This is a genomic window from Cellulomonas sp. P5_E12, assembly GCF_054049315.1.
On sequence record NZ_JBFUMP010000015.1, the window covers coordinates 1 to 25,313 of the forward strand.

The 25,313-nt window shown below is 73.0% G+C and carries 35 protein-coding genes; 17 read left to right on the plus strand and 18 right to left on the minus strand.

Annotated elements, in window-relative coordinates:
- Positions 1-32: 32 nt before the first annotated feature.
- Both ACXJKA_RS12995 and arsM read right to left on the minus strand, forming a co-directional pair.
- A complete protein-coding gene (locus ACXJKA_RS12995; RefSeq protein ID WP_456825624.1) occupies positions 33-233 on the minus strand; it encodes a hypothetical protein in 201 nt (66 codons plus the stop codon).
- 2 nt (positions 234-235) lie between these two features.
- Positions 236-985, minus strand: coding sequence for an arsenite methyltransferase (gene arsM, locus ACXJKA_RS13000; RefSeq protein WP_456825724.1), 750 nt, complete (start codon positions 983-985; stop codon positions 236-238).
- Between the two features lie 91 nt (positions 986-1,076).
- On the opposite strand from arsM, the gene ACXJKA_RS13005 reads away from it, so the two are divergent.
- Entirely contained in the window at positions 1,077-1,442 is a 366-nt protein-coding gene (locus ACXJKA_RS13005; RefSeq protein ID WP_456825625.1) for an ArsR/SmtB family transcription factor, read from the plus strand.
- Positions 1,439-1,930 (plus strand): N-acetyltransferase family protein, encoded by a 492-nt coding sequence (locus ACXJKA_RS13010; RefSeq protein ID WP_456825626.1) that lies wholly within the window; start codon positions 1,439-1,441, stop codon positions 1,928-1,930. The genes ACXJKA_RS13005 and ACXJKA_RS13010 overlap by 4 nt, the downstream gene beginning before the upstream one ends.
- Here ACXJKA_RS13010 and ACXJKA_RS13015 read toward each other — a convergent pair.
- The gene (locus ACXJKA_RS13015; RefSeq protein WP_456825627.1) at positions 1,927-2,259 is read right to left on the minus strand and encodes an ArsR/SmtB family transcription factor; all 333 of its coding nucleotides are present in this window, start codon (positions 2,257-2,259) and stop codon (positions 1,927-1,929) included. The two genes, ACXJKA_RS13010 and ACXJKA_RS13015, sit on opposite strands and share 4 nt — an antisense overlap.
- Positions 2,256-3,452, minus strand: a complete 1,197-nt coding sequence (locus ACXJKA_RS13020) for an MFS transporter (RefSeq protein ID WP_456825628.1) — start codon at positions 3,450-3,452, stop codon at positions 2,256-2,258. The genes ACXJKA_RS13015 and ACXJKA_RS13020 overlap by 4 nt, the downstream gene beginning before the upstream one ends.
- A 60-nt stretch (positions 3,453-3,512) precedes the next feature.
- On the opposite strand from ACXJKA_RS13020, the gene ACXJKA_RS13025 reads away from it, so the two are divergent.
- Both ACXJKA_RS13025 and ACXJKA_RS13030 read left to right on the plus strand, forming a co-directional pair.
- A complete protein-coding gene (locus tag ACXJKA_RS13025) occupies positions 3,513-3,845 on the plus strand; it encodes an ArsR/SmtB family transcription factor (RefSeq protein WP_456825629.1) in 333 nt (110 codons plus the stop codon).
- Complete coding sequence (locus ACXJKA_RS13030; protein WP_456825630.1) at positions 3,812-4,468, plus strand: cation diffusion facilitator family transporter; 657 nt, start codon at positions 3,812-3,814, stop codon at positions 4,466-4,468. The genes ACXJKA_RS13025 and ACXJKA_RS13030 overlap by 34 nt, the downstream gene beginning before the upstream one ends.
- Here ACXJKA_RS13030 and ACXJKA_RS13035 read toward each other — a convergent pair.
- From ACXJKA_RS13035 to ACXJKA_RS13055, 5 genes are all read right to left on the minus strand, one after another.
- Complete coding sequence (locus ACXJKA_RS13035) at positions 4,465-5,256, minus strand: alpha/beta hydrolase (protein ID WP_456825631.1); 792 nt, start codon at positions 5,254-5,256, stop codon at positions 4,465-4,467. The genes ACXJKA_RS13030 and ACXJKA_RS13035 overlap by 4 nt on opposite strands.
- Positions 5,257-5,350: 94 nt before the next feature.
- Positions 5,351-5,941 carry a TetR/AcrR family transcriptional regulator gene (locus ACXJKA_RS13040; RefSeq protein WP_456825632.1) on the minus strand — a complete coding sequence of 197 codons (591 nt, stop codon included), beginning with the start codon at positions 5,939-5,941 and terminating at the stop codon, positions 5,351-5,353.
- 33 nt (positions 5,942-5,974) lie between these two features.
- Positions 5,975-6,340, minus strand: coding sequence for a fluoride efflux transporter CrcB (gene crcB / locus ACXJKA_RS13045; protein WP_456825633.1), 366 nt, complete (start codon positions 6,338-6,340; stop codon positions 5,975-5,977).
- Positions 6,337-6,762, minus strand: a complete 426-nt coding sequence (locus ACXJKA_RS13050) for a fluoride efflux transporter FluC (protein ID WP_456825634.1) — start codon at positions 6,760-6,762, stop codon at positions 6,337-6,339. Before ACXJKA_RS13050 ends, crcB begins: the two co-directional genes overlap by 4 nt.
- Positions 6,759-7,286: a universal stress protein gene (locus ACXJKA_RS13055; RefSeq protein WP_456825635.1), complete on the minus strand. Its 528-nt coding sequence runs from the start codon at positions 7,284-7,286 to the stop codon at positions 6,759-6,761. The genes ACXJKA_RS13050 and ACXJKA_RS13055 overlap by 4 nt, the downstream gene beginning before the upstream one ends.
- Before the next feature lie 51 nt (positions 7,287-7,337).
- Between ACXJKA_RS13055 and ACXJKA_RS13060 the strand changes: the two genes are divergently transcribed.
- Positions 7,338-7,985: an NADPH-dependent F420 reductase gene (locus ACXJKA_RS13060; protein WP_456825636.1), complete on the plus strand. Its 648-nt coding sequence runs from the start codon at positions 7,338-7,340 to the stop codon at positions 7,983-7,985.
- A gap of 5 nt (positions 7,986-7,990) precedes the next feature.
- On the opposite strand, the gene ACXJKA_RS13065 is transcribed toward ACXJKA_RS13060, so the two are convergent.
- Complete coding sequence (locus ACXJKA_RS13065; protein ID WP_456825637.1) at positions 7,991-9,475, minus strand: MFS transporter; 1,485 nt, start codon at positions 9,473-9,475, stop codon at positions 7,991-7,993.
- 78 nt (positions 9,476-9,553) lie between these two features.
- Between ACXJKA_RS13065 and ACXJKA_RS13070 the strand changes: the two genes are divergently transcribed.
- Together ACXJKA_RS13070 and ACXJKA_RS13075 are read left to right on the plus strand one after the other, a co-directional pair.
- A complete protein-coding gene (locus ACXJKA_RS13070) occupies positions 9,554-10,279 on the plus strand; it encodes an SAM-dependent methyltransferase (RefSeq protein WP_456825638.1) in 726 nt (241 codons plus the stop codon).
- Complete coding sequence (locus ACXJKA_RS13075) at positions 10,279-11,109, plus strand: class I SAM-dependent methyltransferase (protein WP_456825639.1); 831 nt, start codon at positions 10,279-10,281, stop codon at positions 11,107-11,109. Before ACXJKA_RS13070 ends, ACXJKA_RS13075 begins: the two co-directional genes overlap by 1 nt.
- On the opposite strand, the gene ACXJKA_RS13080 is transcribed toward ACXJKA_RS13075, so the two are convergent.
- Complete coding sequence (locus ACXJKA_RS13080) at positions 11,088-11,729, minus strand: response regulator (protein ID WP_456825640.1); 642 nt, start codon at positions 11,727-11,729, stop codon at positions 11,088-11,090. The genes ACXJKA_RS13075 and ACXJKA_RS13080 overlap by 22 nt on opposite strands.
- Positions 11,726-12,934 (minus strand): sensor histidine kinase, encoded by a 1,209-nt coding sequence (locus ACXJKA_RS13085; protein WP_456825641.1) that lies wholly within the window; start codon positions 12,932-12,934, stop codon positions 11,726-11,728. The genes ACXJKA_RS13080 and ACXJKA_RS13085 overlap by 4 nt, the downstream gene beginning before the upstream one ends.
- Before the next feature lie 152 nt (positions 12,935-13,086).
- Here ACXJKA_RS13085 and ACXJKA_RS13090 point away from each other — a divergent pair, with 152 nt between their 5' ends.
- The 4 genes from ACXJKA_RS13090 (at position 13,087) to ACXJKA_RS13105 (ending at position 16,229) form a co-directional block, all read left to right on the plus strand.
- On the plus strand, positions 13,087-13,425 hold the full coding sequence (locus ACXJKA_RS13090) for a VOC family protein (RefSeq protein ID WP_456825642.1): 339 nt from the start codon (positions 13,087-13,089) through the stop codon (positions 13,423-13,425).
- Positions 13,426-13,487: 62 nt separating this feature from the next.
- Entirely contained in the window at positions 13,488-14,309 is an 822-nt protein-coding gene (locus ACXJKA_RS13095; RefSeq protein ID WP_456825643.1) for an SDR family NAD(P)-dependent oxidoreductase, read from the plus strand.
- A gap of 37 nt (positions 14,310-14,346) precedes the next feature.
- On the plus strand, positions 14,347-15,399 hold the full coding sequence (locus ACXJKA_RS13100; RefSeq protein ID WP_456825644.1) for an NAD(P)-dependent alcohol dehydrogenase: 1,053 nt from the start codon (positions 14,347-14,349) through the stop codon (positions 15,397-15,399).
- Between the two features lie 113 nt (positions 15,400-15,512).
- Complete coding sequence (locus ACXJKA_RS13105) at positions 15,513-16,229, plus strand: YqjF family protein (protein ID WP_456825645.1); 717 nt, start codon at positions 15,513-15,515, stop codon at positions 16,227-16,229.
- 188 nt (positions 16,230-16,417) lie between these two features.
- Here ACXJKA_RS13105 and ACXJKA_RS13110 read toward each other — a convergent pair whose 3' ends face one another.
- The 4 genes from ACXJKA_RS13110 to ACXJKA_RS13125 form a co-directional block, all read right to left on the minus strand.
- Positions 16,418-17,179 carry a PadR family transcriptional regulator gene (locus ACXJKA_RS13110; RefSeq protein WP_456825646.1) on the minus strand — a complete coding sequence of 254 codons (762 nt, stop codon included), beginning with the start codon at positions 17,177-17,179 and terminating at the stop codon, positions 16,418-16,420.
- Between the two features lie 135 nt (positions 17,180-17,314).
- Complete coding sequence (locus ACXJKA_RS13115) at positions 17,315-18,022, minus strand: SDR family NAD(P)-dependent oxidoreductase (protein WP_456825647.1); 708 nt, start codon at positions 18,020-18,022, stop codon at positions 17,315-17,317.
- 35 nt (positions 18,023-18,057) lie between these two features.
- Entirely contained in the window at positions 18,058-18,456 is a 399-nt protein-coding gene (locus ACXJKA_RS13120) for a VOC family protein (RefSeq protein ID WP_456825725.1), read from the minus strand.
- Positions 18,456-18,746, minus strand: coding sequence for an ArsR/SmtB family transcription factor (locus ACXJKA_RS13125; RefSeq protein ID WP_456825648.1), 291 nt, complete (start codon positions 18,744-18,746; stop codon positions 18,456-18,458). The genes ACXJKA_RS13120 and ACXJKA_RS13125 overlap by 1 nt, the downstream gene beginning before the upstream one ends.
- A gap of 112 nt (positions 18,747-18,858) precedes the next feature.
- Between ACXJKA_RS13125 and ACXJKA_RS13130 the strand changes: the two genes are divergently transcribed.
- From ACXJKA_RS13130 to ACXJKA_RS13155, 6 genes are all read left to right on the plus strand, one after another.
- Complete coding sequence (locus ACXJKA_RS13130) at positions 18,859-19,221, plus strand: YciI family protein (protein WP_456825649.1); 363 nt, start codon at positions 18,859-18,861, stop codon at positions 19,219-19,221.
- Positions 19,218-19,562 carry a YciI family protein gene (locus ACXJKA_RS13135; protein WP_456825650.1) on the plus strand — a complete coding sequence of 115 codons (345 nt, stop codon included), beginning with the start codon at positions 19,218-19,220 and terminating at the stop codon, positions 19,560-19,562. The genes ACXJKA_RS13130 and ACXJKA_RS13135 overlap by 4 nt, the downstream gene beginning before the upstream one ends.
- Before the next feature lie 79 nt (positions 19,563-19,641).
- Entirely contained in the window at positions 19,642-20,040 is a 399-nt protein-coding gene (locus tag ACXJKA_RS13140) for a YciI family protein (RefSeq protein ID WP_456825651.1), read from the plus strand.
- The gene (locus ACXJKA_RS13145) at positions 20,037-20,267 is read left to right on the plus strand and encodes a hypothetical protein (RefSeq protein WP_456825652.1); all 231 of its coding nucleotides are present in this window, start codon (positions 20,037-20,039) and stop codon (positions 20,265-20,267) included. Before ACXJKA_RS13140 ends, ACXJKA_RS13145 begins: the two co-directional genes overlap by 4 nt.
- 2 nt (positions 20,268-20,269) lie before the next feature.
- Positions 20,270-21,730 (plus strand): RNA polymerase sigma factor, encoded by a 1,461-nt coding sequence (locus ACXJKA_RS13150; protein ID WP_456825726.1) that lies wholly within the window; start codon positions 20,270-20,272, stop codon positions 21,728-21,730.
- A gap of 360 nt (positions 21,731-22,090) precedes the next feature.
- Positions 22,091-22,840, plus strand: a complete 750-nt coding sequence (locus ACXJKA_RS13155; protein ID WP_456825653.1) for a hypothetical protein — start codon at positions 22,091-22,093, stop codon at positions 22,838-22,840.
- Positions 22,841-22,927: 87 nt separating this feature from the next.
- On the opposite strand, the gene ACXJKA_RS13160 is transcribed toward ACXJKA_RS13155, so the two are convergent.
- Together ACXJKA_RS13160 and ACXJKA_RS13165 are read right to left on the minus strand one after the other, a co-directional pair.
- On the minus strand, positions 22,928-24,187 hold the full coding sequence (locus ACXJKA_RS13160; protein WP_456825727.1) for an Nramp family divalent metal transporter: 1,260 nt from the start codon (positions 24,185-24,187) through the stop codon (positions 22,928-22,930).
- 460 nt (positions 24,188-24,647) lie between these two features.
- A complete protein-coding gene (locus ACXJKA_RS13165) occupies positions 24,648-25,280 on the minus strand; it encodes a hypothetical protein (RefSeq protein ID WP_456825654.1) in 633 nt (210 codons plus the stop codon).
- Positions 25,281-25,313: the final 33 nt, after the last annotated feature.

Genomic DNA, 25,313 nt, shown 5'->3' on the forward strand with positions numbered 1-25,313 from the left:
CACCCACGCGGGGTGAGCGCGGTCGCGTCCGGTCAGGCGGTGGCGCAGCAGATCGTCGACGGCGGCGCCTGACGCGCGGCGACGGCTCGCCGGACCCGCACGAGCAGCCCGGGACCCGGGCGTCGCGGCGCGGGCGCCAGTGCGCGCTCGCGGAGGGCGAGCCGGCGGCGCAGGTCGGCCTCGAGCTCCCTCTCGCGCTCCTGGTGGACGAGGGCGAACAGCTCCGGGTGCATGGCTACTCCTGCGGGGACGGCTTGCGGGCGCGGATGACGGCACCGTGCATGCCGTCCGCGACCTGGTGGGTGAAGGTCACCTCGGCGTCGGTGAAGCCGGCGGCCACGAGGCCGTCGAGGCACTCCGTGCGCGACAGCGCCCCGGCGATGCAACCGACGTACGACCCGCGCTCGGCGCGCTCCTGCGGCGTGAGGTGGTCCTCGGCGACGACGTCCGAGATGCCGACCCGACCGCCTGGCACGAGCACGCGATACGCCTCGGCCAGGACCGCCTGCTTGTCCGTGGACAGGTTGACCACGCAGTTGGAGATGACGACGTCGACGACCGCGTCGCCCAGCGGCAGGTCCTCGATGGTGCCGCGCAGGAACTCGACGTTGGTCGCGCCGGCGCGACCAGCGTTCGCGCGGGCCAGGTCGAGCATCTCGTCGGTCATGTCGACCCCGTAGGCGAAGCCCGTCGGGCCGACGCGACGAGCCGACAGCAGCACGTCGATCCCCCCGCCCGAGCCCAGATCGAGGACGCGCTCACCGGCGCGCAGCTCCGCCACGGCGAGCGGGTTGCCGCAGCCCAGCGACGCGGCGAGCGCCTCGGGCGGGAGGCTCACCGCGTCCTGCGCGCTGTACAGGCCGGCACCGAACCTCTCGTCGACCTCGATCGAGCCCGGCGCGCAGCTGCCCGCGCTGCAACACCCGTCGGCCTGCACCGCAGCGAGCGCGTACCGCTGCCGCACCTGCTCCCGCACGTCGTCCATCTCGTCCGCCTCCTCAGGCATCGACAATCATCGATATGTACGATGGACCCAGACATCGACACCTGTCAATGTCTGGGCCATACTGGGTTCCATGGCCCTCGATCTGCTGCCCGTCGTCCCCGCCGCCTGCTGCTCGCCGCGCACCCGCGCCGCGATCACCGAGCAGGCGGCCGTGGACCTCTCCCGGGTGCTCAAGGCCCTCGCCGACCCTGCGCGGCTTCGGCTGCTGTCGCTGATCGCCGCGCACGACGGCTCCGAGGCCTGCGTCTGCGACCTCACCGACCCCGTCGGCCTGAGCCAGCCGACCGTCTCGCACCACCTCAAGGTGCTCGTCGACGCGGGCTTGATCACGCGGGACAAGCGCGGGGTCTGGGCCTACTACGCCCTCGTCCCCGGCGCGCTCGAGGCCGTCACGCACCAGCTGGGCACGCACCTGACCGCCGGCGCGGCCGCATGACCATCGTCCCGATGACGGCCGAGCACTGGCCCGCGGTCGAGCGCATCTACGCGGCGGGCATCGCCACCGGGCACGCGACCTTCGAGTCCACGCCGCCCTCCTGGGAGGCGTTCGACGCCGGCAAGCTGCCCGACCATCGGCTCGTGGCCCTCGACGAGGACGGCGCCGTCGTCGGCTGGGCCGCGGCGTCCGCCGTCTCCGACCGCTGCGCGTACGCCGGGGTGATCGAGCACTCGGTGTACGTCGACCCGGCCGCCCAGGGCCGCGGCATCGGCCGGGCCCTGCTGGACGCGCTGGTCGACGACGCCCGCGACAAGGGGATCTGGACCGTGCAGTCCGGCATCTTCCCCGAGAACGAGACCAGCCTCGCGGTCCACGCCGCCGCCGGGTTCCGCGTCGTCGGTACGCGAGAACGGCTGGGCCGGATGACTTACGGGCCGCGCGCCGACCAGTGGCGGGACGTCGTGCTCGTCGAGAAGCGCCTCTAGCGATGGTGCGGCGGCACCGGGTACAGGGTGTGCTCGGTGTGCTGCAGCACGTTGATGACCAGCGCGGACACGTGCTCGTTCGCCTGCGAGTAGTAGATCGTCGTGCCCTCGCGACGAGCGGTGACCAGGCGGCCGGCGCGCAGCTTGGCCAGGTGCTGCGACACGGCGGGGGCCGGCCGGTCGAGAGCCTCGGCGAGCGCGCTCACCGACATCTCGCCGCCGTCCAGCATCGCCAGGACCGCCAGGCGCGTCCGGTCCGCGAGCAGGCGCAGGATATCGACCGCGTGGTCGAGGTCGGCGTCGGCGGGGGTGGTGACCATCGGGGTCATGATCGCAGGCTCAGCACCCGGACGGGCCAGAGCGCCGTCGCGGTGATGGTTGCCGCCGTCGCGACGACCGCGAGGACCACCGCCGCGAGCGTGAGGCCGGCGGCGCCGAGCCAGCCGGCCAGCGGGTAGGTGAGCAGCCAGCACGCGTGCGAGAGGGAGAACTGGGCGGCGAACGCGGCGGGCAGGTGCTCGGCCGGCACCTCTCGGCGGATCAGTCGCCCGACGGGGGTCTCGACCGCCGCCCAGCCGAGCCCGACCAGCACCCACAGCACGCAGACGGCCGCGAGGTGGTGCAGCGCGAGCGGGACCGCGGCGGTCGCGACGCAGAGGACGACCGCGCCGCCGAGCATGACCCGGCGCTCCGGGAGCCGACGGAGCACGCGCGGGAGCGCCAGCGCCGCGGTCACCGACCCCAGGCCGTTGGCGGCGAGCACCAGCGCGACGACCCCGTCGCCCAGCCCGAGCACGCTGCGGACGATCACGACGGTCTGCACCAGGACGAACGCGCCGGCGGCCGCCACGACGAGGTTGAGCGCGAGGACCGGTCGCAGCGCCGGGGTCCCCACGAAGATCTCCGCCCCACGGCGCACCCGCGCCGTGAACGGCGCGGCCGACGGCACCGGACTGCGCGGCAGGACGACCGAGCCCACCAGCAGCGCGGACCCGGCGAACCCGGCCGCGGTCCCGACGAACAGCGCGTCCGCCGGCACGACGAGCAGCAGCGCGGCCGCGAGCACGGGCGAGAGGACGGCCTCGAGGTCGTACGCCAAGCGGGACAGCGACAGCGCCGCGGTGTAGTCGTCCTCGTCGGGAAGCACCTGCGGGATCACCGACTGGAAGGTCGGCGTGAACGTGGCCGACGCCGCCTGCAGGACGAAGATCAGGACGAACACCTGCCAGACCTCGCCGACGAACGGCAGCGCGAGCGCCACGACCAGGCGCAGGACGTCCGACCCGATCATCACCGCGCGCCGCGGCAGGCGAGCCACGACGACGGCAGCGACGGGCGCGACGACCACGTACGCGAGCATCTTGATGGCGAACGCGGTCCCGAGCACGGCGCCGGCGTCGGCTCCCGCGAGGTCGTAGGCCAGCAGGCCGAGCGCGACCGTCGCCAGGCCCGTCCCCGTCAGCGCGACCACCTGAGCGGCGAACAGCCGGCGGTAGACGGGGTGGGTCAAGGCGCGGAGCATTCACCCATTATTGCGTAGATACGCAAATACGGAGTTCAGGGATCGCTGTACTCTCTCGCGATGGAGACCGTCACGCTGACGCACACCGCCGCGCTCGCGCGTCTCGGGCACGCGTTGTCCGACGAGACCCGCACGCGCGTGCTCCTCGCGCTGCGCGAGGCCCCCGCGTACCCGTCCGACCTCGCCGACGCTCTCGGCGTCTCGCGGCAGGTCATGTCCAACCAGCTGGCGTGCCTGCGCGGCTGCGGCCTGGTCGAGGCGATCCCCGACGGTCGGCGCACCTGGTACCGCCTGGCCGACGCCCACCTCGCACCGGCGCTGGACGACCTGCTGCGGCTCGTCGTCGCGGTCGACCCGACGTGCTGCGGACCCGGCGGCTGCACGTGCTCGTGACCCGGCGCGAGGTCCTCCAGCGGCGGATCCGGTGGGTCGTCGCGCTGACGATCGCGTACAACGTGGTCGAGGCGGTCATCGCCCTCGCGGCCGGCCGGGTGGCGTCGTCCTCGGCGCTCATCGCCTTCGGGCTCGACTCGGTGGTCGAGGTGCTGTCCGCCGCGGCCGTCGCCTGGCAGTTCGCCGCGCCCGATCCCGAGGCGCGCGAGCGCACCGCCCTGCGCCTCATCGCCGTGTCGTTCTTCGGGCTCGCCCTCGTCGTGACCGTCGACTCGGTGCGGACGCTCGTGGGCGCGTCGTCGCCCGAGCCCTCGACCGTCGGCATCGTGCTGGCCGCGGTGAGCCTGGTGATCATGCCCGTGTTCTCGTGGTTCGAGCGCCGGACCGGTCGTGAGCTGGGCTCCTCGTCGGCCGTGGCCGACTCGAAGCAGACCCTGATCTGCGCGTACCTGTCCGCGGTGCTGCTCGTCGGCCTGGTGCTGAGCAGCGCCCTCGGCTGGGCGTGGGCCGACCCGGTCGCGGCCCTGGTCATCGCCGGTTTCGCGGTCCGCGAGGGCCTCGAGGCGTGGCGCGGGGACGCCTGCCCGACGCCGGTCAGCGCCCTGCTCGTGCCCGACGACTAGTCCGACGCGAACGCCACGATCCGCTTGATCGTCTCCTCGTCGCGCAGGATCCGCCGGTGCCCGAGTCCCTCGCTGAGCACCAGCTCGGCGCCGGGCCAGGCACGGGCGATGCGGGCGCCGTCCTCGTGGTCGGCCTCCTTGTCGTCGCGGTCGCTGAGGATCAGCACGGCCGGCAGGGCCCGGGACGCGTTCGCCGCGCGGACCGGGATGTCGAGGTCGGCCAGCCGGCGGCCCGCGAGCGTCTCCATCCGCACGACGAACCGGTGCCGGGTCTGCTCGCTGAAGCCGAGGGCATGCGCGAAGCCGACGGTGTAGGTGCTGGGGTCGGCCAGCGGTGTGACCAGCACGATCCGCTCCGTCGACGTGCCGTCGAGCACCGCGAGCGCACTGGCCGCCGCGCCCAGCGAGTGCCCGACCACCGCGTGGGCCGGGCCGTGCGCCGCGATCACGGCGTCGAGCGCCGACATCATCTCGGGCAGCGTCGTGCGCCGACGACCGAGCTGCCCGGCCCCCGACGAACCCTGCGCGGGGGCGTCGTAGGCGACGACCCGCAGGCCGGCGTCGACCAAGGGCTCGACGAGCGAGGCGAGCTGGCCGCGGTGGCCGCCCCACCCGTGCACGAGGTAGACGGTCGGGCCGTCGCCCCAGATCTGCCCCACGATCGGGCCGACGCGGAACGCGGTGCCGCCCGGGATCGCCTGCCGGTGCTTCGCCCGGGCGGGCCGGCACCACAGCCGCAGCGCGCCGCGGGCGACGAGCTCCGGCGCGACCCGATCGAGGGCACCCACCGTCGACCGGATCCACCCCGGGATGGGGGCCAGTTGCGTACGAACGGTCGTGCTTTTTTTGGCCGATGGTGCGGTCATGACAGGAACCCCTGAATCAGTCGGTGACGAGGAGCGACTGCAGCAGCCGCTCGAAGGTGAAGCGGGTGCGAGCCTCGGCTGCCGGGTCTTCCAGCAGCCGGCACGCGTGGAAGTGGCCGAGCATCAGGCCGTTCATGTCGTGGGCGAACTGCTCGGGCGCCAGGTCGTCACGGAACGCGCCGTCCTTGGCCCCGGAGCGGTACATCTGCGCGAGCGAGTCGAGCAGGTCCCAGTGGTCGCGCACGAGCTGGTCGCGGACCGCGCCCGGCTGGTCGTCGAACTCCGTGGCCGCGGAGACGAACAGGCAGCCCGCCGAGCCACCGGTCGACGTCACCAGCCACCGCTCGAACAGCACCCGGACCCGCTGCTCACCACGCCGAGCGGCGAGCGCGGGGCGGATCACCTCGTCCACGAAGTGCCCGCGCGCGCTCGCCAGGACCGCGAGCTGGAGGGCCTCCTTGGACCGGAAGTGCGCGTAGAGGCCGCTCTTCGACATGCCGGTCGCGGAGGCGAGCGTGCCGATGGTGAGGCCCGCGACGCCCAGGCGGCCGGCGATCTCGACCGCCTGGTCGATCACCGCCTGCCGCGTCTCGTCGCCCTTGCTCACACGGTCATGAATAGCACGATCGTGCTCCGCTGGCTAGATCGCCATCAGCGCGACGCCCAGCGCCGCGGCCGCGAGGCAGAGCACCAGCGAGCCGACCGCGTTCACCGTCGCCCTCCGCAGCTCCCCGGCCTGGATCAGGCGGACGGTCTCCACCATGGCGGTCGAGAACGTGGTGTACCCGCCGCAGAACCCCGTGGCGGCGGCCGCCAGCCAGGTGGGGCCGAGCCCGTGGTAGAGGTGCGCGCCGTTGAGCAGGCCGATGAGCAGGGACCCGGTGACGTTGACGACGAGGGTGGCCAGCGGGAACACCCGGGTCCACCGGCCGCGCACCGACCCGTCGACGACGAACCGGGTCGCGGCACCGATGCCGCCGAGCACGGCGATGAGCAGGACGGTCATCGCGCCTGCCGCCAGTGGTGGTGCCGGGCCGCCAGCGCGATCCCGGCGATGCACGCCAGCAGGCCGAGGACCACGCTGAGGGCGCCGTAGAGCAGCGACATCGTCACCTGACCGCCGGCGATCAGCCGCTCCATCTCGATCGCCAGGCTGCTGAACGTGGTGAACCCGCCGAGCACGCCCGTGCCCGCGCCGAGGCGCACCAGCCGACCTCGCGGTGACTCCGACCCGCGCCGCAGCAGGGCCTCGAGCAGGGCACCGAGGAGGAAGGACCCGAGGAGGTTCTCGACGAACGTCGCGGTGGGCCACCCTGAGCTCGAGGTCCCGACCGCCTGCGTCAGCGCCCAGCGCGCCGTCGTGCCGACCGCACCACCGACCGCGACGACCGCGACGAGACGCGGGTCGAGGTGGGCGGGTCGGGTCACGTTGTCGGCTCCTGAGGTGTCTGCGGGACGATCGTGACCGGGAGCGGCTGCGTGTGCGCGAGGTGTCCGGCGGTCGAGCCGCCGATGAGGTGGTTCATCCAGCCGCCGATGCCCGGCCGACGGCTGCCGATGACGATCAGGGTCGCCCCCGACTCCCGCGCCACCCGGGCCAGGGCTCGTGACGCCTCGCCCACCGTGTAGACGAACCGCCACGGCACGTCGACGCCGTCGAGGTGCTGCTCGAGCTCGGCCGCCAGCGCGCGCTCCGCGACGCCGTCGCCCTCGCTGCTGTCCGCGTGGTCCGGGTCCAACGGGGTGGTGACCAGCGTGCCGTCCGGCTCCTCGGCGACGTACGTGCGCGCCGGGTCCGACCAGAGGCAGAGCAGCGAGGCACCCAGGGGGGCCGCGAGCGCGGCGGCGCGCTGCACCACGACAGGTTTCTGACCCGGGATCACGCCGACGACGACCGTGGGTGCGCCCGCGACGGGCGAGCCGTGCCACGGGTGCGGTGTGGAGCGGGTCACTCGTCGAGGCTACGCGGGAACACGGGGGTCGAGGCGGAGGTTGCGCTGCCCATGACCACCATCGGATTCATCGGCGCCGGACACATCGGCGGCACCCTGGCCCAGCTCGCGATCGACCACGGCTTCGACGTCGTCGTCAGCAACTCGCGCGGACCGGAGACCCTCACAGACCTCGTCCAGCAGCTGGGCGACCGGGCGCGCGCCGCCACCGCGGCGGAGGCGGCGGAGGCCGGCGACATCGTCGTCGTGACCATCCCGACCAAGAACGTTCCGGACGTCCCCGTGCAGCCCCTCGTCGGCAAGATCGTCATCGACACCAACAACTACTACCCGCAGCGCGACGGCCAGATCGAGGTCCTCGACAACGAGTCGACCACCGTCTCCGGCTTGCTGCAGAGCCACCTGCCCGGCTCCCACGTGGTGAAGGCGTTCAACAACATCGCGTTCACCGACCTCGCCTCGAAGGGCGTCCTCGCGGGAACTCCGAACCGCCGCGCGCTCTCGATCGCGGGCGACGACGCCAACGCCAAGGCCACGGTGTCCGCGCTGATCGACCAGCTCGGCTTCGACGTCGTGGACGCCGGGGAGCTGGCCGAGGGCTGGCGCGCCGAGCGCGACCAGCCCGCGTACGTGCAGCCCTACGACGCCGACGGCATGCGCGCCGCGCTGGCGAAGGCGGTCCGCTACCGCGACCGCTGAGCCGCTCAGGGCGCGTCGAAGACCTCGTCGCGCTCTGGCTCCGGCGTCGCGTCGTGCGGCTCGTGCTCCTGGATCTCGTGGACGACGTCCGCCAGGTGCGCGGCCGTCCGGCGCGCGCGCCGGATCGACAGCACGGCCTGCGTGGCCAGGCCGAGGAACACGAGAGCGCACGCGATCGTGCTGATGACGAACGTCAGCTCGATCCCGTCGGCGGTCGGGTGCAGGTCCGGACCCAGGTGGCTGGCGATCACGGCGCCGGCGACCGCCGCGCCCACGGATCCGCCGACCGTCCGCAGCACCTGGTTGAACGACACGGCGCTGCCCAGCTCCTGCGCGGCCACCCCGCGGGCGATCAAGCCCGGCATGGCCGCGTACGTGGTGCCGATGCCGACTCCGATGAGCAGCATGCCGAGCAGCAGCTCCCACAGCTGGTCGTGCGCGACGAGCAGCAGCAGGTTGGCGACCGTGACGAACGCGGCTCCGATGGGCAGCAGCACCGTGAAGCTGAGCCGGTGCGCCTGCGCACGGGCGACGCGGCTGGCCGCCTGGCTGCCCACGGAGATGGGCAGCATGACGAACCCCGCCCAGAACAGCGGCAGCCCGACCCCGTAGCCGGTCGACGTCGGCGCCTGCGCGACGAGGCTGATCACCGAGACGCCGATGTACATCGCCATGCCGATGCTCAGCGCGGTCGCGTTGGCCAGCAGCACGTCCGACCGGCGCAACAGGTCGAGCCGGATGAGCGGATGGTCCGTCGCGACCTCCCGCCACACCCAGACGGCGAGCACGACGACGGCGCCGGCGAGGACCGCCAGCGTCGTCGCGGACCCCCAGCCCCAGTTCGGTCCCTCGCTGATGCCCAGCAGCAACGACGCGAGGCCCACGCCCAGCAGCGCCGCGCCCAGGGTGTCGAACCGCTGCCGCAGGCCGCGGTCGTCGGGACCCGCGGGCACGACGAGCACGACCACGACGATGGCCGAGACGACGAACGCCGCCGCGAACCAGAACGCCCACCGCCAGTCGAACGAGTCGGCGATGATCCCCGTCAGCGGGTAGCCCAGGCCGATCCCGGTAGCCACGGTGACGGACAGCGACGCGATCCCCGCCTGGACCTTCTCGGGCGGCGAGTAGCGCCGGGCCAGCGCGATCGTCATCGGCGTGATCGCGAACGAGAGGCCCTGCAGCGCGCGGCCGGCAAGCAGCACGCCGAACGTCGGCGCCGTGGCCGCCAGCACGGAGCCGACCAGGATCACCACGAGCGTGACCAGCAGGATGCGCTTCTTGTGCGGCCCGTCGCTCAGCCGCCCCAGCACCGGCGTCGCGATGGCGCCGACCAGCAGGTTGAGGGTCAGGGTCCACTGCGCCGTGCTGACCGAGATGCCGAACGCGGCGGCGATCGTGGGGACCAGCAGCAGGCCGAGCGAGCTGATGATGGCAGCGGCGAGCGCGGCGTAGACGAGCGCCGGGACCAGCCGTCTGCCTGCTGCCATGCCGCCACTGTGCCACTTGCCTCGGTCATCTGAGTAATGGTCTCGCCCGCGGCACAGGCCGGTCGTAGCGTCCGGGCCATGAGCGACGCCCTGCGCCACCACGCCATCCGCGAGAGCAGCCACCGGATCCTCGACCCGTTCACCGACGAGCAGCTGGCGACCCTGGGCCGCGCGCTGCACCTCGAACCGGGTGCGACCGTGCTCGACCTCGCGTGCGGGAAGGGTGAGCTGCTGTGCACCTGGGCGCGGGACCACGGCGTCGTCGGCACCGGCGTCGACCTCAACCCGCCGTTCGTCGAGGCGGCTCGGGCGCGGGCGGCCGCCCTCGGCGTCGACGTCTCGTTCGTCGAGTCGGACGCCTCGGACTACGTGTCCTCGGCGAGGGTCGATGTCGCGGCCTGCGTCGGCGCGACGTGGATCGGCGGCGGCGTCGTCGGCACCCTGGCCCTGCTGGAGCGGTCGCTGAAGCCCGGCGGGATCGCGCTCGTCGGCGAGCCGTTCTGGCGCACCGAGCCGCCGGAGGAGGCGCGGGCGATCGGCGACTTCCTGACGCTGCCGGGGCTGGTGTCGCAGGTGCTCGAGGCCGGCTGGGACCTGGTCGAGATGGTGCTCGCCGACGAGGCCAGCTGGGACCGGTACGTCGCCGCGCAGTGGCTGAACGTGCGGCGGTTCCTCGACGAGCACCCCGACGACCCGCTGGCGCCCGCGTTCCGCGAGGAGCTGTCGACCGCGCCCCTGCGGTACGTGACCTACCGCCGGCCGTACCTCGGGTGGGGCGTGCTGGCGCTCGCGAAGCGGCGCTGATGGACGTCGAGGCGGTCCGGGCGTACTACGCCGACCGGCGCGTGCACGAGCGCGACCGGCTGCTCTCCGCGGAGGGGCTCCTCGAGCGCGTGCTGACCACCCGGCTGCTCGAGCCCCACCTGGGCACCCCCGGGCGGGCGCTGGACCTGGGCGGCGGGACGGGTCCGTACTCCGTCTGGCTGGCCGAGCTCGGCTGGGACGTCACGCTGGCCGACCTCTCCCCCGAGCTGCTCGAGATCGCCGCGACCTCGCTGCCGGCGGGCACGGTCCGCGAGGTCGTCGAGATCGACGCCCGTGACCTCTCGCGCTGGCCCGACCACACGTTCGACGCCGTCCTGTCCCTCGGGCCGATGTACCACCTGACCACCGCCGCCGACCGCGCGCAGGCGGCGCGAGAGCTCGCGCGCGTGACACGGCCGGGCGGCCTCGTCGCCGCCGCGCTGATGCCGCGCTACACCTCGCTGCGCCGGCTGCTGTCGCTGGCCGACGAACGCTGGCAGCTCGAGGACCCGGCCGTCCTGGACCGATTGCTCGACGACGGGATCTTCGAGAACGCGGTGGCCGGGCGGTTCACGCACGTCTACGGCGTCGAGCCGTCCGCCGTGGCGCCGTTCTTCGAGTCGCACGGGTTCGAGACCGCGCTCCTTGCGTCGACCCACGGGTTCCTCACCGGGGTCGAGGACGGGTTCGAGGCCCTGCGCGTCGAGCAGCCGACGACCTACCTGCGCCTGCTGGACCGGCTGGTCGCGCTGGCGCAGGACCCGAGCACGCTCGGCACCGCCGGCCATCTCCTGTACGCCGGGCGCCGTCAGGCGAGTCCCGATTCGTAGGCGGCGATCACCAGCTGGACCCGGTCGCGGCAGCCGAGCTTGCGTAGGGCCTCGGACACGTGGGACTTCACCGTGGGCTCCGCGATCCACAGCTCGGCGGCGATCTCCGCGTTGGACATGCCGCGGGCGACCGCGCGGAGGATCTCGAGCTCGCGCGGGGTGAGGTCGGCGATGCCCTTGGCGGGTCTGCGCTCGGGCGTCCGGGCCGTGAAGTCCTCGACCAGCCGCCGCGTGACGGTGGGGCCCAGCAGCATCGAGCCGTCGGCCACCGCCCGCACCGCCTCGACCAGCCGGGCGGCCGGCACGTCCTTGAGGAGGAAGCCGCTGGCTCCCGCGCGCAGGGCGTCGTAGACGTACTCGTCGAGGTCGAACGTGGTGAGGATGAGCACGCGTGTGCCCGGGTGGCGCGCGCTGATCTGCGCCGTCGCCGCGATGCCGTCGAGCACCGGCATGCGGACGTCCACCACAGCGACGTCGGGTTCCTCCCGGGCGACCAGCTCGAGCAGCTCGCGGCCGTCCTTCGCGGCACCGACCACCTCAAGGTCGCTCGCGGCGCCGATGATCGCGGCGAAGCCCTGCAGCACGACCGGCTGGTCGTCGGCGACGACCACCCTGGTCACGTGGGGACCACGATCTCGAGCACGAACTTCTCGTCGTCGATCACGGCCGTCATGGTGCCACCGAGCGCCTCGACGCGTTCGCGCATGCCGATCAGTCCGCGACCTTCCTTCGTGTCGCCGCTCGCCGGGTTGCTCAAGAGGAACCCCGCGGTGTCCTCGGTCTGCGTCCGAGTGAGCGTCGTCGTGGTACCCGGCGCGTGCCGGCGCGCATTCGTCAGCCCCTCCTGCACCGCGCGGTACATCACGTACCCCACCGCCGGCGGGACGTCGCGCCAGGCCCCGTACATCTCGACCGACTGGCCCGCCGCGACCGCGCTCGCCACCAGGGTGTCGACGTCGCACGCCGTCGGCTGCGGGGTGCGGTCGCCCTCGTCGGACGTGCGCTGCAGGACGACGAGCACCTGCCGGAGCTCGGTCAAGGCCTCGCGGGCGTCGAGGGCGATCGCCGCGAGGACCTCGCGGGCGTCGTCGTTCAGGCCCGGGTGCAGGTACGGCGCCGACTCCGCGCGGACCGCGACCAGAGAGACGTGGTGCGCGACGACATCGTGCAGGTCCCGGGCTAACCTCGCGCGCTCGCCGGCCAGCGACTCGATCTGGAGGGCGTGCTGCTCGGTCACGGCCGCACCGGCCTCCCGTCGCCGTGAGCGCTGGGCCGTGCCGAAGGCAGCCGCCACGCCGACGACCGCCAGAAGCCAGAACGTGTAGATGGCCAGGGTGACCCACTCGTAGGTCGAGCCGGATCCCGAGGTGACCGGTCCGATCGGCAGGTATGCGGGGGTCTCGGTGCCGCAGTACCAGACCGCGACGAGCAGGGCTGCGGTCGTCGGCACGATCGCGCGTCGGAGACCATCGAGCGCCGCGAGCGCGGCCACTGCCAGGATGCCCAGCCACCAGCCCCACGCGAACCCCCCGTTCCACGGCACCTGGAGGAACGGCAGGAACGTGAGCGCAGTCCCCCACACCGGCCACCGACGTCCCAGCGCGACGCCGACGACCACGCTGAGGCCGGCGACCACGGTGAACTGGTCCGCGCCGCCCGGCGTCGACCAGGACGTCCCGCCGCCAGGCATGGTCGTGTACGCGACGACGCGCGGGGTGATCAGCAGGAATCCCGCGACCAGCGATGCGGCGGCGATCGACGGAACCCACTCGCGCCACCGGGAGGTCGCGTCGGGGGGTGCGTCGCCGAGCACGGCTGTCGTCATGGCGTCATCGTGGCCGCTGCACCCACCCCGCCACCTCAGCCGCGCGGCGGAGATCGAGGTCGTCCTCCGGTCGGGCGTCACGTTGCAGGCGCCCGGTCCGTCAGTAGCGTGAGAGCGGCCTCTGGGGGCCCACGAGCAGAAGGAGCAGGACCATGACCGAAGGCATCAAGACCATCGTCGTCCCGGTGAGCGACCTCGCCGCGTCGAAGGCGTTCTACACCGAGCTGTTGGGCGTCGAGCCCGCGCACGACCAGCCGTACTACGTCGGCTTCGAGGTGGCCGGCCAGCACTTCGGCCTCAACCCGAACGGCGACGTGAGCGCGGGACCGGTCTACTACTGGCACGTCTCCGACCTCGAGGCGAGGCGGGACGCGCTCGTCGCGGCCGGCGCCACCGTGATCCAGGACGCGACGCCCGTGGGCGGCGGACGCGTCGTCGCGACCCTGAAGGACGCCGACGGCCACACGGTCGGGCTCGCGCAGGACGCCTGAGCGCACGGGCACGGGCGGGCGGAGGATGGTTCCGCCCGCCCTCGTCGTCCCCGGAGGTCCCCATGCCCACCGTCCTGATCACCGGCACGTCGACCGGCATCGGCCTCGAGACCGCGCTCGCCGCGGCGGACGCGGGGTGGACCACCGTCGCGACGATGCGGGACCTGTCGAAGGCCGGCGCGCTGCGCGAGCGCGGAGCCGGTTTCCCGCTCGATCTCCGTGCGTTGGACGTCACCGATCACAACGCGGTGGCGTCCGTGGTCGCCGCCGTCGTCGCCGACCACGGCTCGCTCGACGCCGTCGTCAACAACGCCGGCGCCGGGCAGGTGGGCACCGCCGAGACCCTCGGCATGGACGCGTTCCGGTCGTGCATGGAGCTCAACTACTTCGGGGTCGTCGCGCTCACGCAGGCGGCGCTGCCGCACCTGCGCGCGTCCGGCGGTCGGCTGCTGACGGTCTCGAGCGTCGGCGGCGTCGTCGGCCAGCCGTTCAACGACGCCTACTGCGCGGCCAAGTTCGCGGTCGAGGGGTTCCTCGAGAGCCTCGCGCCGGTGGCCGCCGCCGTCGGCGTGTCCGTCGTCATCGTCGAGCCCGGGGCCGTGGCCAGCGAGTTCGTCGCCAACGTCGGGCGGCCGTCGGCGGGCGACGAGGCCTACGGGCCGCTGCTCGCCGCGTACCTCGAGCGGACCGCCGGTGCGTTCGCGCACGCCCAGCCGGCCGACGACGTCGCCGCGCTGCTGGTCGAGCTGCTCATGGACGAGGACCCGCCCGTCCGCGTGCAGACGTCCCCCGGCGCCCGGACCTTCGTCGGGACCAAGCTGGCCGACCTCGACGGGTCCGCGGTGCAGACGCTGACACGCACCTGGATCGCCGCTGGCGCATGATGGGACCAGCCACCCGCACGTCTTCGAGGAGTCCGCTGTGTCCCTGACCGTCCCCGCCCTGCTCACCCCGTCCGCCGGCGCCCCGTTCGAGCGCGGCACGATCGAGCGCCGCGAGCTGGGTGAGCACGACGTCCTCATCGACATCGCCTACGCCGGCATCTGCCACTCCGACATCCACCAGGCGCGTGAGGAGTGGGGCAAGGCCACCTTCCCGATGGTGCCCGGGCACGAGATCGCGGGCGTCATCTCCGCAGTCGGGTCCGGCGTCACCAAGCACGCCGTGGGCGACCGGGCCGGCGTCGGCTGCTTCGTCGACTCCTGCCGCGAGTGCGAGATGTGCCTGGCCGGCGAGGAGCAGTTCTGCCTGAAGGGCAACGTCGGCACGTACAACTCCAAGGCCTACGACGGCTCGCCGACGTACGGCGGCTACTCGACGCAGATCGTCGTCGACGAGAGCTACGCGCTGCGCATCCCCGAGGGGATCTCGCTCGACGTGGCCGCGCCCCTGCTCTGCGCCGGTATCACGCTCTACTCGCCGCTCAAGCACTGGGGCGCCGGCCCGGGGTCGAAGGTGGCCATCGTCGGCATGGGCGGGCTCGGGCACATGGGCGTGCAGCTCGCGCACGCGCTCGGCGCCGAGGTCACCGTGCTCAGCCAGTCGCTGTCCAAGCAGGCCGACGGCCTCGCGCTGGGCGCCGACCACTACTACGCGACGAGCGACAAGCAGACCTTCCGCGACCTGCGCCGGTCGTTCGACCTCATCATCAGCACGGTCGGCGCGGACATCGACGTCGACGCGTACCTGTCGCTGCTCCGGTTCGAGGGGTCGCTCGTGTTCGTCGGGCTGCCCGAGAACAAGCAGTCGTTCCGCGTCTTCTCGCTCACGGGTGCTCGTCGGAACCTGTCCGGGTCCAACATCGGCGGCATCCGCGAGACCCAGGAGATGCTCGACTTCTGCGCCGAGCACGGGATCGGCTCGGTGATCGAGACCATCACCGCCGACGACGTCGACAAGGCCTACGACCGCGTGGTCAACAGCGACGTCCGCTACCGCTTCGTCATCGACACGGCGACGATCCCGGCGAGCTGAGCCCAGGCACCTCCCGCACAGCCGAGAACGTCACTTCGCCGCGAGAACGTCACTTCGACCTGCCGTTCTCGCGGCGAACTGCCGTTCTCGCCGCCCCGCCCTACGGTGGCGGGGTGGACCCGATCCAGCCCGTCGCGCCGGCGCTCGCCGGGCGCGTGATCCTGTCGCAGGACTGGGTGCGGGTCAGCTTCCTGCACTGGCGGGTGGGTGCCGACGCCGTCGCGCCGCTGCTGCCGCCCGGCACGCGGCCCGACGAGTTCGACGGCTCGTCGTGGGTCGGCCTGATCGCGTTCCGGATGGAGCGGTTCACCCTGGTCCCCGGGCCGCCGCTGCCCTACATCGGCGACTTCCCCGAGATCAACGTGCGGCTCTACACGGTCGACGACGACGGACGCCGCGGGGTCCTGTTCCGGTCGCTCGAGGCGTCGCGCGTGCTGACCGTGCTCGGCGCGCGGGCGGTGATGAACGTGCCGTACCAGTGGGCGCGGATGTCGATCCGGCGGACAGGCGAGGCGATCGACTACCGCTCGACCCGGCTGACGGGCACGCGTCCGTCGTCGCGGATCGTGGTCCGGCCCTCGCGCGAGGTCATCGCCGACGACCCGCTCGCCGACTTCCTCACCGCCCGCTGGGGCATGCACACCGTGCTGCGCGGCCGGACCCGGTTCGTGCCCAACGAGCACGAGCCGTGGCCGCTGCGGCGGGCGTCGCTCGTGTCGCTGGACGACGAGCTGGTCGCGGCCGGCGGGCTGTCAGGCGTCGCGGACCGGCCGCCGGACTCGGTGCTGTACTCCCCGGGCGTGCACGCGCGGTTCGCGATGCCGGTGTAGCCCGATCTCGTCATGCGCCGGGAGCTGGCCGGGGGCGGCGGAGACGAGCAACGTCCGCACTCGTGCGGGCCGGAACCCAGCCGAGTGCGGACGTTGCGGTACATCCGTGCGCGACGTCCGCACTCGTGAAGGTCGGGACCCAGTCGAGTGCGGACGTCGTGGGGCGGAACGCCTCGCAGAGTCGGAGGTCAGGCCTCCGGGGAGGGGTCCGGGACCGACGTCGGCTCACCGGCCAGGACCAGGTACAGGTCCCGGCGCGCGCGGTCGAGGACCTCGAGCGCCCTGGTGGCCTGCGCGTCGGTGCCCGTGCGGGCCACCTGGTGGGCGGCGGCGGCGAGCGCCTCGAGGGCGCCGCGGAGGGCACGGCCTGGCGAGGCCGGCCGGCTCGCGGCGTCCTCCCACGGGGTGCCCAGCTGCTCGGCGTTCTGCGTGACGTAGGTGCCGCCCGCCTCGGTGAGCGTGGCCATCTTGCGGCCCGACTCGGACGTGATGGCGATGAGCCCCTCGTCCTCGAGCAGGTTGAGCGCCGGGTAGATGGCGCCCGGGCTGGGCCGCCACGTGCCGCCCGACCGCTCGCCGATCTGCTGGATCAGCTGGTAGCCGTGCATCGGCTCCTCGGCGAGGAGCAGCAGGATCGCGGCGCGGATGTCCCCGCGCCCGGCCCGTCGACCGGGGCCGCGGCCACCGGGACCGCCGCCGAAGCCGGGACCGCCGAAGCCGCGCGGTCCGCCGGGGCCGAAGCCGCGGTGCCCGCCGTGCTCGTGGTGCTCGTGGTGCTCGTGCGGGTAGGCGCCGCGGGGGCCGCCGCGCCGGGGGTCGAAGCCCTCCTCGTAGGGGGCCTCCGGGAAGTCGCCGCGACGGCGACGGTCGCGACCACGCGGGGCGGTCGGGTCGGTGTCGAGCTGGGGGCCGGTGAGACGGCCGTCGGAGTAGTGGTGGGGGTGTCGCATGAGGTGTCTCCTTGACGATGTGGGCCGCGGGGCCGAGGTGGCCGCCAGCGGATCCGGGAGGCGCGTGATCTCGACCGGACAACGTAACGATATATCGTCGATAGATCTTTGACAACCCCTAGCGATACATCACTCTCAGAGCCGTGCCAGCACCGCCCCGCCGTGCACGCCGAGCACCTGACCGGTGGTCCAGCCCGCGTCGGGCGAGGCGAGGTAGGCGACCGCGGCCGCGATCTCGTCGACGGTCCCTGGCCGGCCCATCGGCACGCGCGCGAGCCTCCGCTCGTACTCCGCGTCGTCGAGCCGATCGCCCCAGAACTCCGTGTCGGGCACGAACCCCGGCGCGACGGCGTTCACCGTGATGCCGTCGGCGGCCACGCGTGCGGCGGTCCCGGTCACCCAGGAGTTGATCGCCGCCTTGGCCGCGCCGTACGAGCCGGCTCCGCGCAGGGCCGCCACCGAGCTCATCGCGACGATCCGGCCGCCGGGGCGCGGCATCGCGGGCAGCAGCGCCTCGCCGAGCAGCACCGTGGTGAGGACGTTGAGCCGGAACTCCTCGGTCCACAGGTCGGCCGTTGCCTGCAGGCTCTTGTCCCGGGCCTCGAGCGAGCCACCTGCATTGAGCACCAGGACGTCCACCGCTCCCAGCCGGTCCGCGAGCGCGGCGACCTCGGCCGGGTCGCGCAGGTCGGCGACCTCCACCCGCATCGCGCCCGCGGCCGTCTCCTCGAGCACCTCGCGCCGCCGGCCGACGATCACCACGTCGTCCCCGTCGGCAGCCAGCCTCCGCGCCACCGCGCGCCCGATGCCCGTCCCGCCGCCCGTCACCACCGCAGTCCTCATCGGTCCACCGAAACACGCGGGCGGCGGCCTGTCGATCAGGAGGCGGAGGTCATCTGCGCGAGCTGGATGAGGTTGCCGCAGGTGTCGTCGAGCGTCGCGACGATCACCGGCCCCATGTCCGTCGGCGGCTGCACGAACCGCACGCCGAGCGCGGTGAGCCGCTCGAACTCCGCCTGGATGTCGTCGACGCCGAAGGACGTCGCCGGGATGCCGTCCTCCACCAGCGCAGCCTTGTACGGACCCACCGCCGGGTGCCCGCTGGGCTCCAGCAGCAGCTCGACGCCGTCGGGGGCCGCCGGCGAGACGACGGTCAGCCAGCGGTCCTCGCCGCCGAGCGGGATGTCGTTCTTCACCACGAACCCGAGCACCCGGGTGTAGAAGTCGAGCGCCGCGCTCTGGTCGTCGACGAACACGCTGGTCACGGTGATGCGGATCATGGGGACTCTCCTTCGTCGGGAACCGGCCACCGCGCGGTGATCTCCCGCAGCGGCCCGGTGTCGAGGTGGTGGAACTTGTAGCGACCCTCGCGACGGACGACCACGAGTCCGGCCTCCTCGAGGACGTCGAGGTGCTGCGAGACGGCCTGCCGCGTCGAAGAGAGCCCGTGCCGCATGGTCAGCCGCGTGCACAGCTCGAACAACGACTGCCCGTCCCGGTCCTGGAGCTCGTCGAGGATCGCGCGGCGCGTGGCGTCGGCAAGGGCCTTGAAGACGTCGGCTGCCACATCCTCTTTATAGGCAAGCACTCACTTGCCTGTCAAGGGACTGTCGATTTCCGGAACCCTCGCGCGTCATGACCTCGACGGGCAAGGTGGGACCGACGAGGGAGCCGACGACATGACCGACCGGTGGATGGTTCTGCTGTGGGGCGACGAGGCGTTCTGGGAGAACGCGTCGCCCGAGGTCCGCGACCGCATCATGGCCGAGCACGGGGCGTACTCGGACGCGTGCGGCGAGCGCGGGTACAAGATCGTCGGCGGCGAGGAGCTCGGCTTCTCGACGAGCTCGGTGACCGTCCGCGCCGACGGCGGGGCGCTGACCGTCACCGACGGGCCGTTCGTCGAGCTCGCGGAGCACCTCGGCGGCTACTACGTCATCGAGACCGACGACGTGCAGGGTCTGGCCAGGCTCACCGGCGAGCTGCTGCTCACCGACGGCGGCGGCGCCGAGCTGCGTCCCGTCGTGGTGCACGAGCCATGACGACCTTCCTCGTGCTCCTGTACGCGACCGAGGGGTACTGGGAGGTGGCCGACGAGGCGACGAAGGCCCAGTACTACCGCGAGCACGGCGACTACGCCGACCGGGCCGCCGACTTCGGCGTCACGTTCCTGGCCAGCGAGGCCCTGCAGCCGGTGGCCACAGCGGTGACGCTGCGGCGCTCGGGCGACGACTCGACGGTGACCGAGGGACCGTTCGCGGAGACGGTCGAGCAGCTCGGCGGGTTCTACCTCGTCACCGCCCCCGACCGCGAGTCCGTGCTGAAGCACGCGATGCTGCTCCCCGAGTACACGATCGAGGTCCGCGAGATCGCGGAGGTCTGATCTGTCGATCCGTCCGCCGTCCGCCCGTCATCGGGGCAGCGGGACGCACCAGGCGCCCCTCCGACCAGCAGGAGCTGACATGGCCGAGTTCACCGTGGTGCTGTACCGGGACGACGCCCGGGACGCCGCACTCACCCACGAGGAGCGCGAGCGCGCGTGGGCTGCCCACAGCGGCTTCCAGCAGCTGTGCGCCGACCGGGGTTGGGAGATCGTCTCGACGCGGGCCCTCGGCGCGGCCGCCCGGGCGCGCTCGCTGCGGTCGGACGGCCGCGCCGGGGTGGTCGTCACCGACGGCCCCTACGCCGAGACCGCCGAGCAGCTGGGCGGCTTCTACCTGGTCGCCCGCACCTCGCTGGAGGCCCTGACCGAGGCGGTGTCCGCGCTCGTGCTCAACGGCGAGTCCGTCGAGATCCGGCCGACGGTGGAGTTCGTCGACGGCGTCCCCGTCGACGGCGACGACGCGCTGACGGCGTCGTGAGATTCGTCGTCCTCGCCTACGGGTCCGCGACGCTGCCCGCCGGTGGCATCACACTGGGGTCCGTGGACACGGCGACGTCGGTGCAGGACCGCACCCTGCGGGACGGCACGTTCGAGGGGCCGGCATCGGAGCTGACCGGGATCCGGGTGCTCGAGGCGTCGGACCTCGACGCGGTGCTGGAGACGCTGCCCGCGGTCGGAACGTTCGAGGTACGGCCGGCTTGGTGAGCATCTCCCTCTCGTCCGACTCCGACGACGCCCTCGCCGACGCCTGGCGGTCGCACTGGTCGCGGCTGATCGGCCTGCTCATCGGGCAGTACGCCCGACCCGACCTCGCCGAGGACGCGGTCTCCGACGCCTTCGAGGCGGCCGCCCGGCACTGGCCGGTGGACGGGGTGCCGACGAACACCGGCGCGTGGCTGCTCACCGCCGCGCGCCGGCGCGTGCTCGACCGCCTCCGGTCCGAGGCGGTGGTCCGACGAAAGGAACCGTTGATGGTGGTCGACGACGAGATGCGCGCCGCCGCCGCGGCCGTCGTCGACCCCGGCGCCCACGTGGCCGACGAGCAGCTGCGCCTGATCTTCGCCTGCTGCCACCCGGCGATCGCCCCCGACGACCGCGTCGCGCTGACCCTGCGGTTCGTCGTCGGCCTCACGACCACCGAGATCGCCCGCCTGCTGCTGGTGCAGGAGTCGACCATGGCCGCCCGCCTGACTCGCGCGAAGAAGCGCCTGGCCTCCTCCGGCATCCCCTTCGCGACGCCCGCCCCTGCCCACCTGGACGAGCGGCTGGACGTCGTCGCGACCGTCGTCTACCTGGCCTTCACGTCCGGCTACCACCCGGGCGTCGGCGACTCTCCGTTGCGCGTCGACCTCGGCGACGAGGCCATCCGGCTGCTCCGCGTCCTCGACGGCTTGTTGCCGGGCCGCGCGGTCGTCCGCTCTCTGCTGGCCCTCCTGCTCCTGCAGCACTCCCGCCGCGACACCCGCCTCGACGCCACCGGCGCCCTCGTCCTGCTGCCCGACCAGGACCGCAGCCGCTGGCACCGCGACGAGATCGCCGAGGGCGTCGCCCTCCTCTCGTCCCTCTCGACCCCCGCTCCAGCCCCCGATGCCGCGTCCGCCCCTGCTTCCGGGTCCACCGCCGCCGGCCCCGCTGCCACGTCCGCCCCTGCGTCCAGGTCCGCTGCTTCCGCCCCCGCTGCCAGGTCCGCCCCTGCTTCCGGGTCCACCGCCCCCACGTCCGCCGCCGCCGCGGGGGCACCCGCTCCCGCGTCCGCCCCTGGCCACCAGACCCGGCTCGCGCAGGAGTACCGCCTCCAGGCACTCATCGCCGCCGAGCATGCGACCGCCCCGACGGCCGCCGACACCCGCTGGACCGTGATCGCCGCCCTGTACGCGCAGCTCGAGGCGCTGACCCGCTCCCCGGTCGTCCGCCTGGCGCGCGCGGTCGCCGTCGCGGAGGCCTCGGGCCCGGAGGCCGGCCTGGCGCTGCTCGACGGCCTCGACGACGCCCTCCCCCACCACCACCGCGTGCCCGCGGTCCGCGCCGAGCTCCTGGCCCGCGCGGGCCACCGCGACGCGGCCGCCGTGGCGTACCGCGCCGCCCTCACGCTGGTGACGAACCCGACGGAACGCACCCACCTGGAATCCCGCCTCGCAGCGCTGGAAGAGACTCCGTCGAACTCGTGAGTTCGAGTCGGTCTCGCCGGTTTGAACTGGCGAGATCGACTCGGCGTCACGAGTTCGGCGCTTGCACATCGAGCCGCCCACAGGTGGGCGACCCGCAGTTGCCCGTGCACAGATCGTGCAGAGCGCGGTCACGTGCGCGCTCGTGTCGGGAGTCTCCTGGGCATGAGCCGGCGTGCGCACGACCGACCACGACCCCTTCTCCCGACACTCCCACCCGTCCAGCTGGCGCGCGACCACCCGCCGAGCGTCGTCCGCGCGCGGAGCAGCTCAGGGGAGTGGGAGAACGTGAGCCGAGGCATCTATCTGCCGAGCGACCCAGCGGCCGGCCCCTCACGGAGTCGAGAGATTGCTCTTGGACGGGTGATCGGCATCCACCAGCGCCTTACGGCACCCCACTGGTTCAGCCACGAATCGGCCGCGCTCGTCTGGGGTCTGCCTCTTTGGATCACGCCGAGCAGGACCCACGTCACGCGGCTTCACACAGCCGGTGCGGGTCGGGACCCGCACGTCGCGTACCACTCGGGCGTGCTGACCGATGCCGAGCGCACCATCACGATGGGACTGCCGGTCACCTCGCTCGAGCGCACCGTCGTCGACTGCGCATCGTCCCTGCCCCCTTTACATGGACTCGTCGTCGCCGACGCAGCCCTGCGAGCAGGAGCGAACCGTGCCGTGATCGACGAGCTCCTCGTCGCGCACACCGGGCGACGCGGCGTGACCCGCGCGCGGGCACTCATCGCGCTGGCCGATGATGGCGCGGAGTCGCCGGGTGAGTCGGCCGCTCGCTTCGTCGTCCTCCGCGACGGCTTCCCCGCGCCATTGACTCAGGTCCCGGTGACGACCCGGCTCGGGACGTTCTGGTCCGACATGGGCTGGGAGGAGTGGCGACTACTTCTGGAGTACGACGGGCGGCCGAAGTACCAAGGCCAAGCTACCGAGGCGTTCATCAAAGAGAAGCGCCGTCACGACGCCCTGCTCGAGGCCGATTGGCGAGCCATCAGGGTGACCAAAGAGGATCTGGCCGGCCGCACGCTGACCCGCCGCCTGCTGCCGCTGATCCCCCGAGCGGTCGCGTCAGCCCTCCGCCCACGCCGCGACCTGCGTGGCTAAGCAGTCGAACTCGTGACTCCGCGTCGAGCTCGCCAGTTTGAACCGGCGAGTTCGACTGGGAGTCACGAGTTCGACCGCTCGGGGCCGTCAGCCCAAGAGCAGGAGGGTCAGCAGGGTGACGTTCAGGGCGATCACCAGCGTGACCACCAGCAGGAGCGTCGCGTGGAGCCAGGGGCCGTTGCGGTGGGGGCCCATGACCGACCGGGAGCGGGTGAGGGTGACCAGGGGGATGACCGCGAACGGGATGCCGAAGCTCAGTACCACCTGCGAGAGCACGAGGGTCCAGGTGGCGTCGGCGCCGACGGCCAGCAGGACGATCGCGGGGATCAGCGTCACCACCCGGCGGACGAGCAGGGGGATCCGACGATGGATCAGGCCCTCCATGATCGTGGCGCCCGCGTACGCGCCGACGGACGTGGACGCGAGGCCCGACGCCAGCAGCCCGACGGCGAAGGCGATGCCGATGCCGATGCCAAGCGCGGCGACGATCGCGTCGTACGCGCCGGGGATCGAGTCGGTGCCCGGCACGCCGCGCAGGCCCGACGCCGCCAGCAGCAGCAGGCCGATGTTGACGACGCCCGCGACCGCGAGCGCCGAACCGACGTCCCAGCGGGTCGCGCGCAGCAGCTTGGTGAGCGAGGCGCCCGACGCCCGGCCGTGTCGGTCCCGGACCAGCGCCGAGTGCACGTAGATCGCGTGTGGCATGACGGTCGCGCCGAGCATCGAGGCCGCGAGCAGCACGGAGTCGGTGCCCTCGAAGCGGGGGACCAGGCCCGACAGGATGCCGGCCGCCGACGGAGGGGAGACGAACAGGCCGGCCAGGAACCCGACGCTGATGATCGCGAGCAGGCCGACGATGACGTACTCGAACCGGCGCTGCCCGTACCGGTTCTGCGTGGCCAGCAGCAGGATCGAGACGACGCCGACGATGAGCCCGCCGATCGGCAGCGGCACGCCGAACAGCAGCTGCAGCGCGATGGCCCCGCCGACGACCTCCGCGATGTCGGTGGCCGCCGCGACGAGCTCCGCCTGCGCCCAGAACGCGATCCGCGGACCGCGGCTCATCCGCCTCCCGAGCACGCCCGGCAGCGACTCGCCCGTGACCAGCCCGAGCTTGGCCGACTGGTATTGGACCAGGACGGCCATGGCGTTGGCGACGACGAGCACCCAGAGCAGCAGGTATCCGTAGCGGGCGCCGGCGGTGAGGTTGGCGGCGACGTTGCCGGGGTCGACGTACGCGATGGCCGCCACGAACGCGGGGCCGAGGAGCAGGGGGGCACGACGGATGCGAGGCGGGCTCGGCGCGGGCGCCGGGAGGACCGCGCTGTCGGTCGCGCTGTCGTGCATGCTCACCTCGCAAAGTTCGGGCGTCCGAACTCATGCTACCGGCCATACGGATCTGACGCGGGGGACAGTACCCGCCACAGATGGGACCGGTGGGCAGCGGAGCGGGGGCGAGCACGCGAAGAGCCGGCTGGAGCCGACGGGCAGGAAGACACCGGGGCGCGGGCGAGCACGCGGGAACGGGCCGCAGCGGGCGCGGGTGCACGAGGGAACGCGACAGGGCGCGGGTGCACGAGGGAACGCGACAGGGCGCGGGCGCGCCCGCCAGAACGGGCCGGAGCGAAGGCAAGGCACCGCCGCGCGAGAGGCACGCGGTGCGGCGGTCGCTGACGCGGGAGGTCGAGGGCGTGCCGACGGCAACGGTGGAGATCCGGGGTGCGGCTGGTGCTGCGCTCGGCCGCACGGCGGAGGTCACCGGGCGCGTCCCCGACCCGGACATCCCGCACCGCCATCGCCAGGAGCGTCACGCCGCCGTGGCGACCTCGCGCTCCCAGCCGTCGGCGGTCTCGTGGAAGCCGACCCGGGTCAGGTACGCGCGCGACTCGACAGCGCCCTGGCCGCCGATCACGAGCCGGCGGAATCCGTGCGCCGCGAACACGCCGCTGTCCCGGTACACGAACTCCCCGGGCGTGAAGTCCCGGTACCGCGGGGTCACGTAGTCGAGGTCCACCCGGCCGACGCCGGAGCCGGCGGACCGGACGACGACGGCGCCGACGAGCTCGTCGCCGCGCACGACGACGAACGCGGCCGACGGGGCGGCGTCGGTGGCGGCGAAGGTCGGGTGGAAGCGGGCGATGTCGGTGGCGTGCTCGTCGAGGAGGTGGCGCAGGACGGCGTCGTCGGCCGGCACCTCGAGGACGCCGTAGACCTGCTCGTCGTGCCGCTCGCGCTGCAGCCGGGCCAGCCAGTAGACGTCGATCACGGCGATGACGCCGTTCATGACGGCGAACGGCCAGATGCCGAGGATGGTGTTGTAGACCGTGGCTATCAGGGCCCCGGCCAGGTTCAGCACGCGGAAGCGCAGCACCCTGGCCTGCATGAGCGAGACGATGACCAGCAGCGAGCCGGCCCAGCCGACGATCTCGAGCCACACCATCCTGCGAGGGTAGCGAGGGACGAAAAGCGCTCG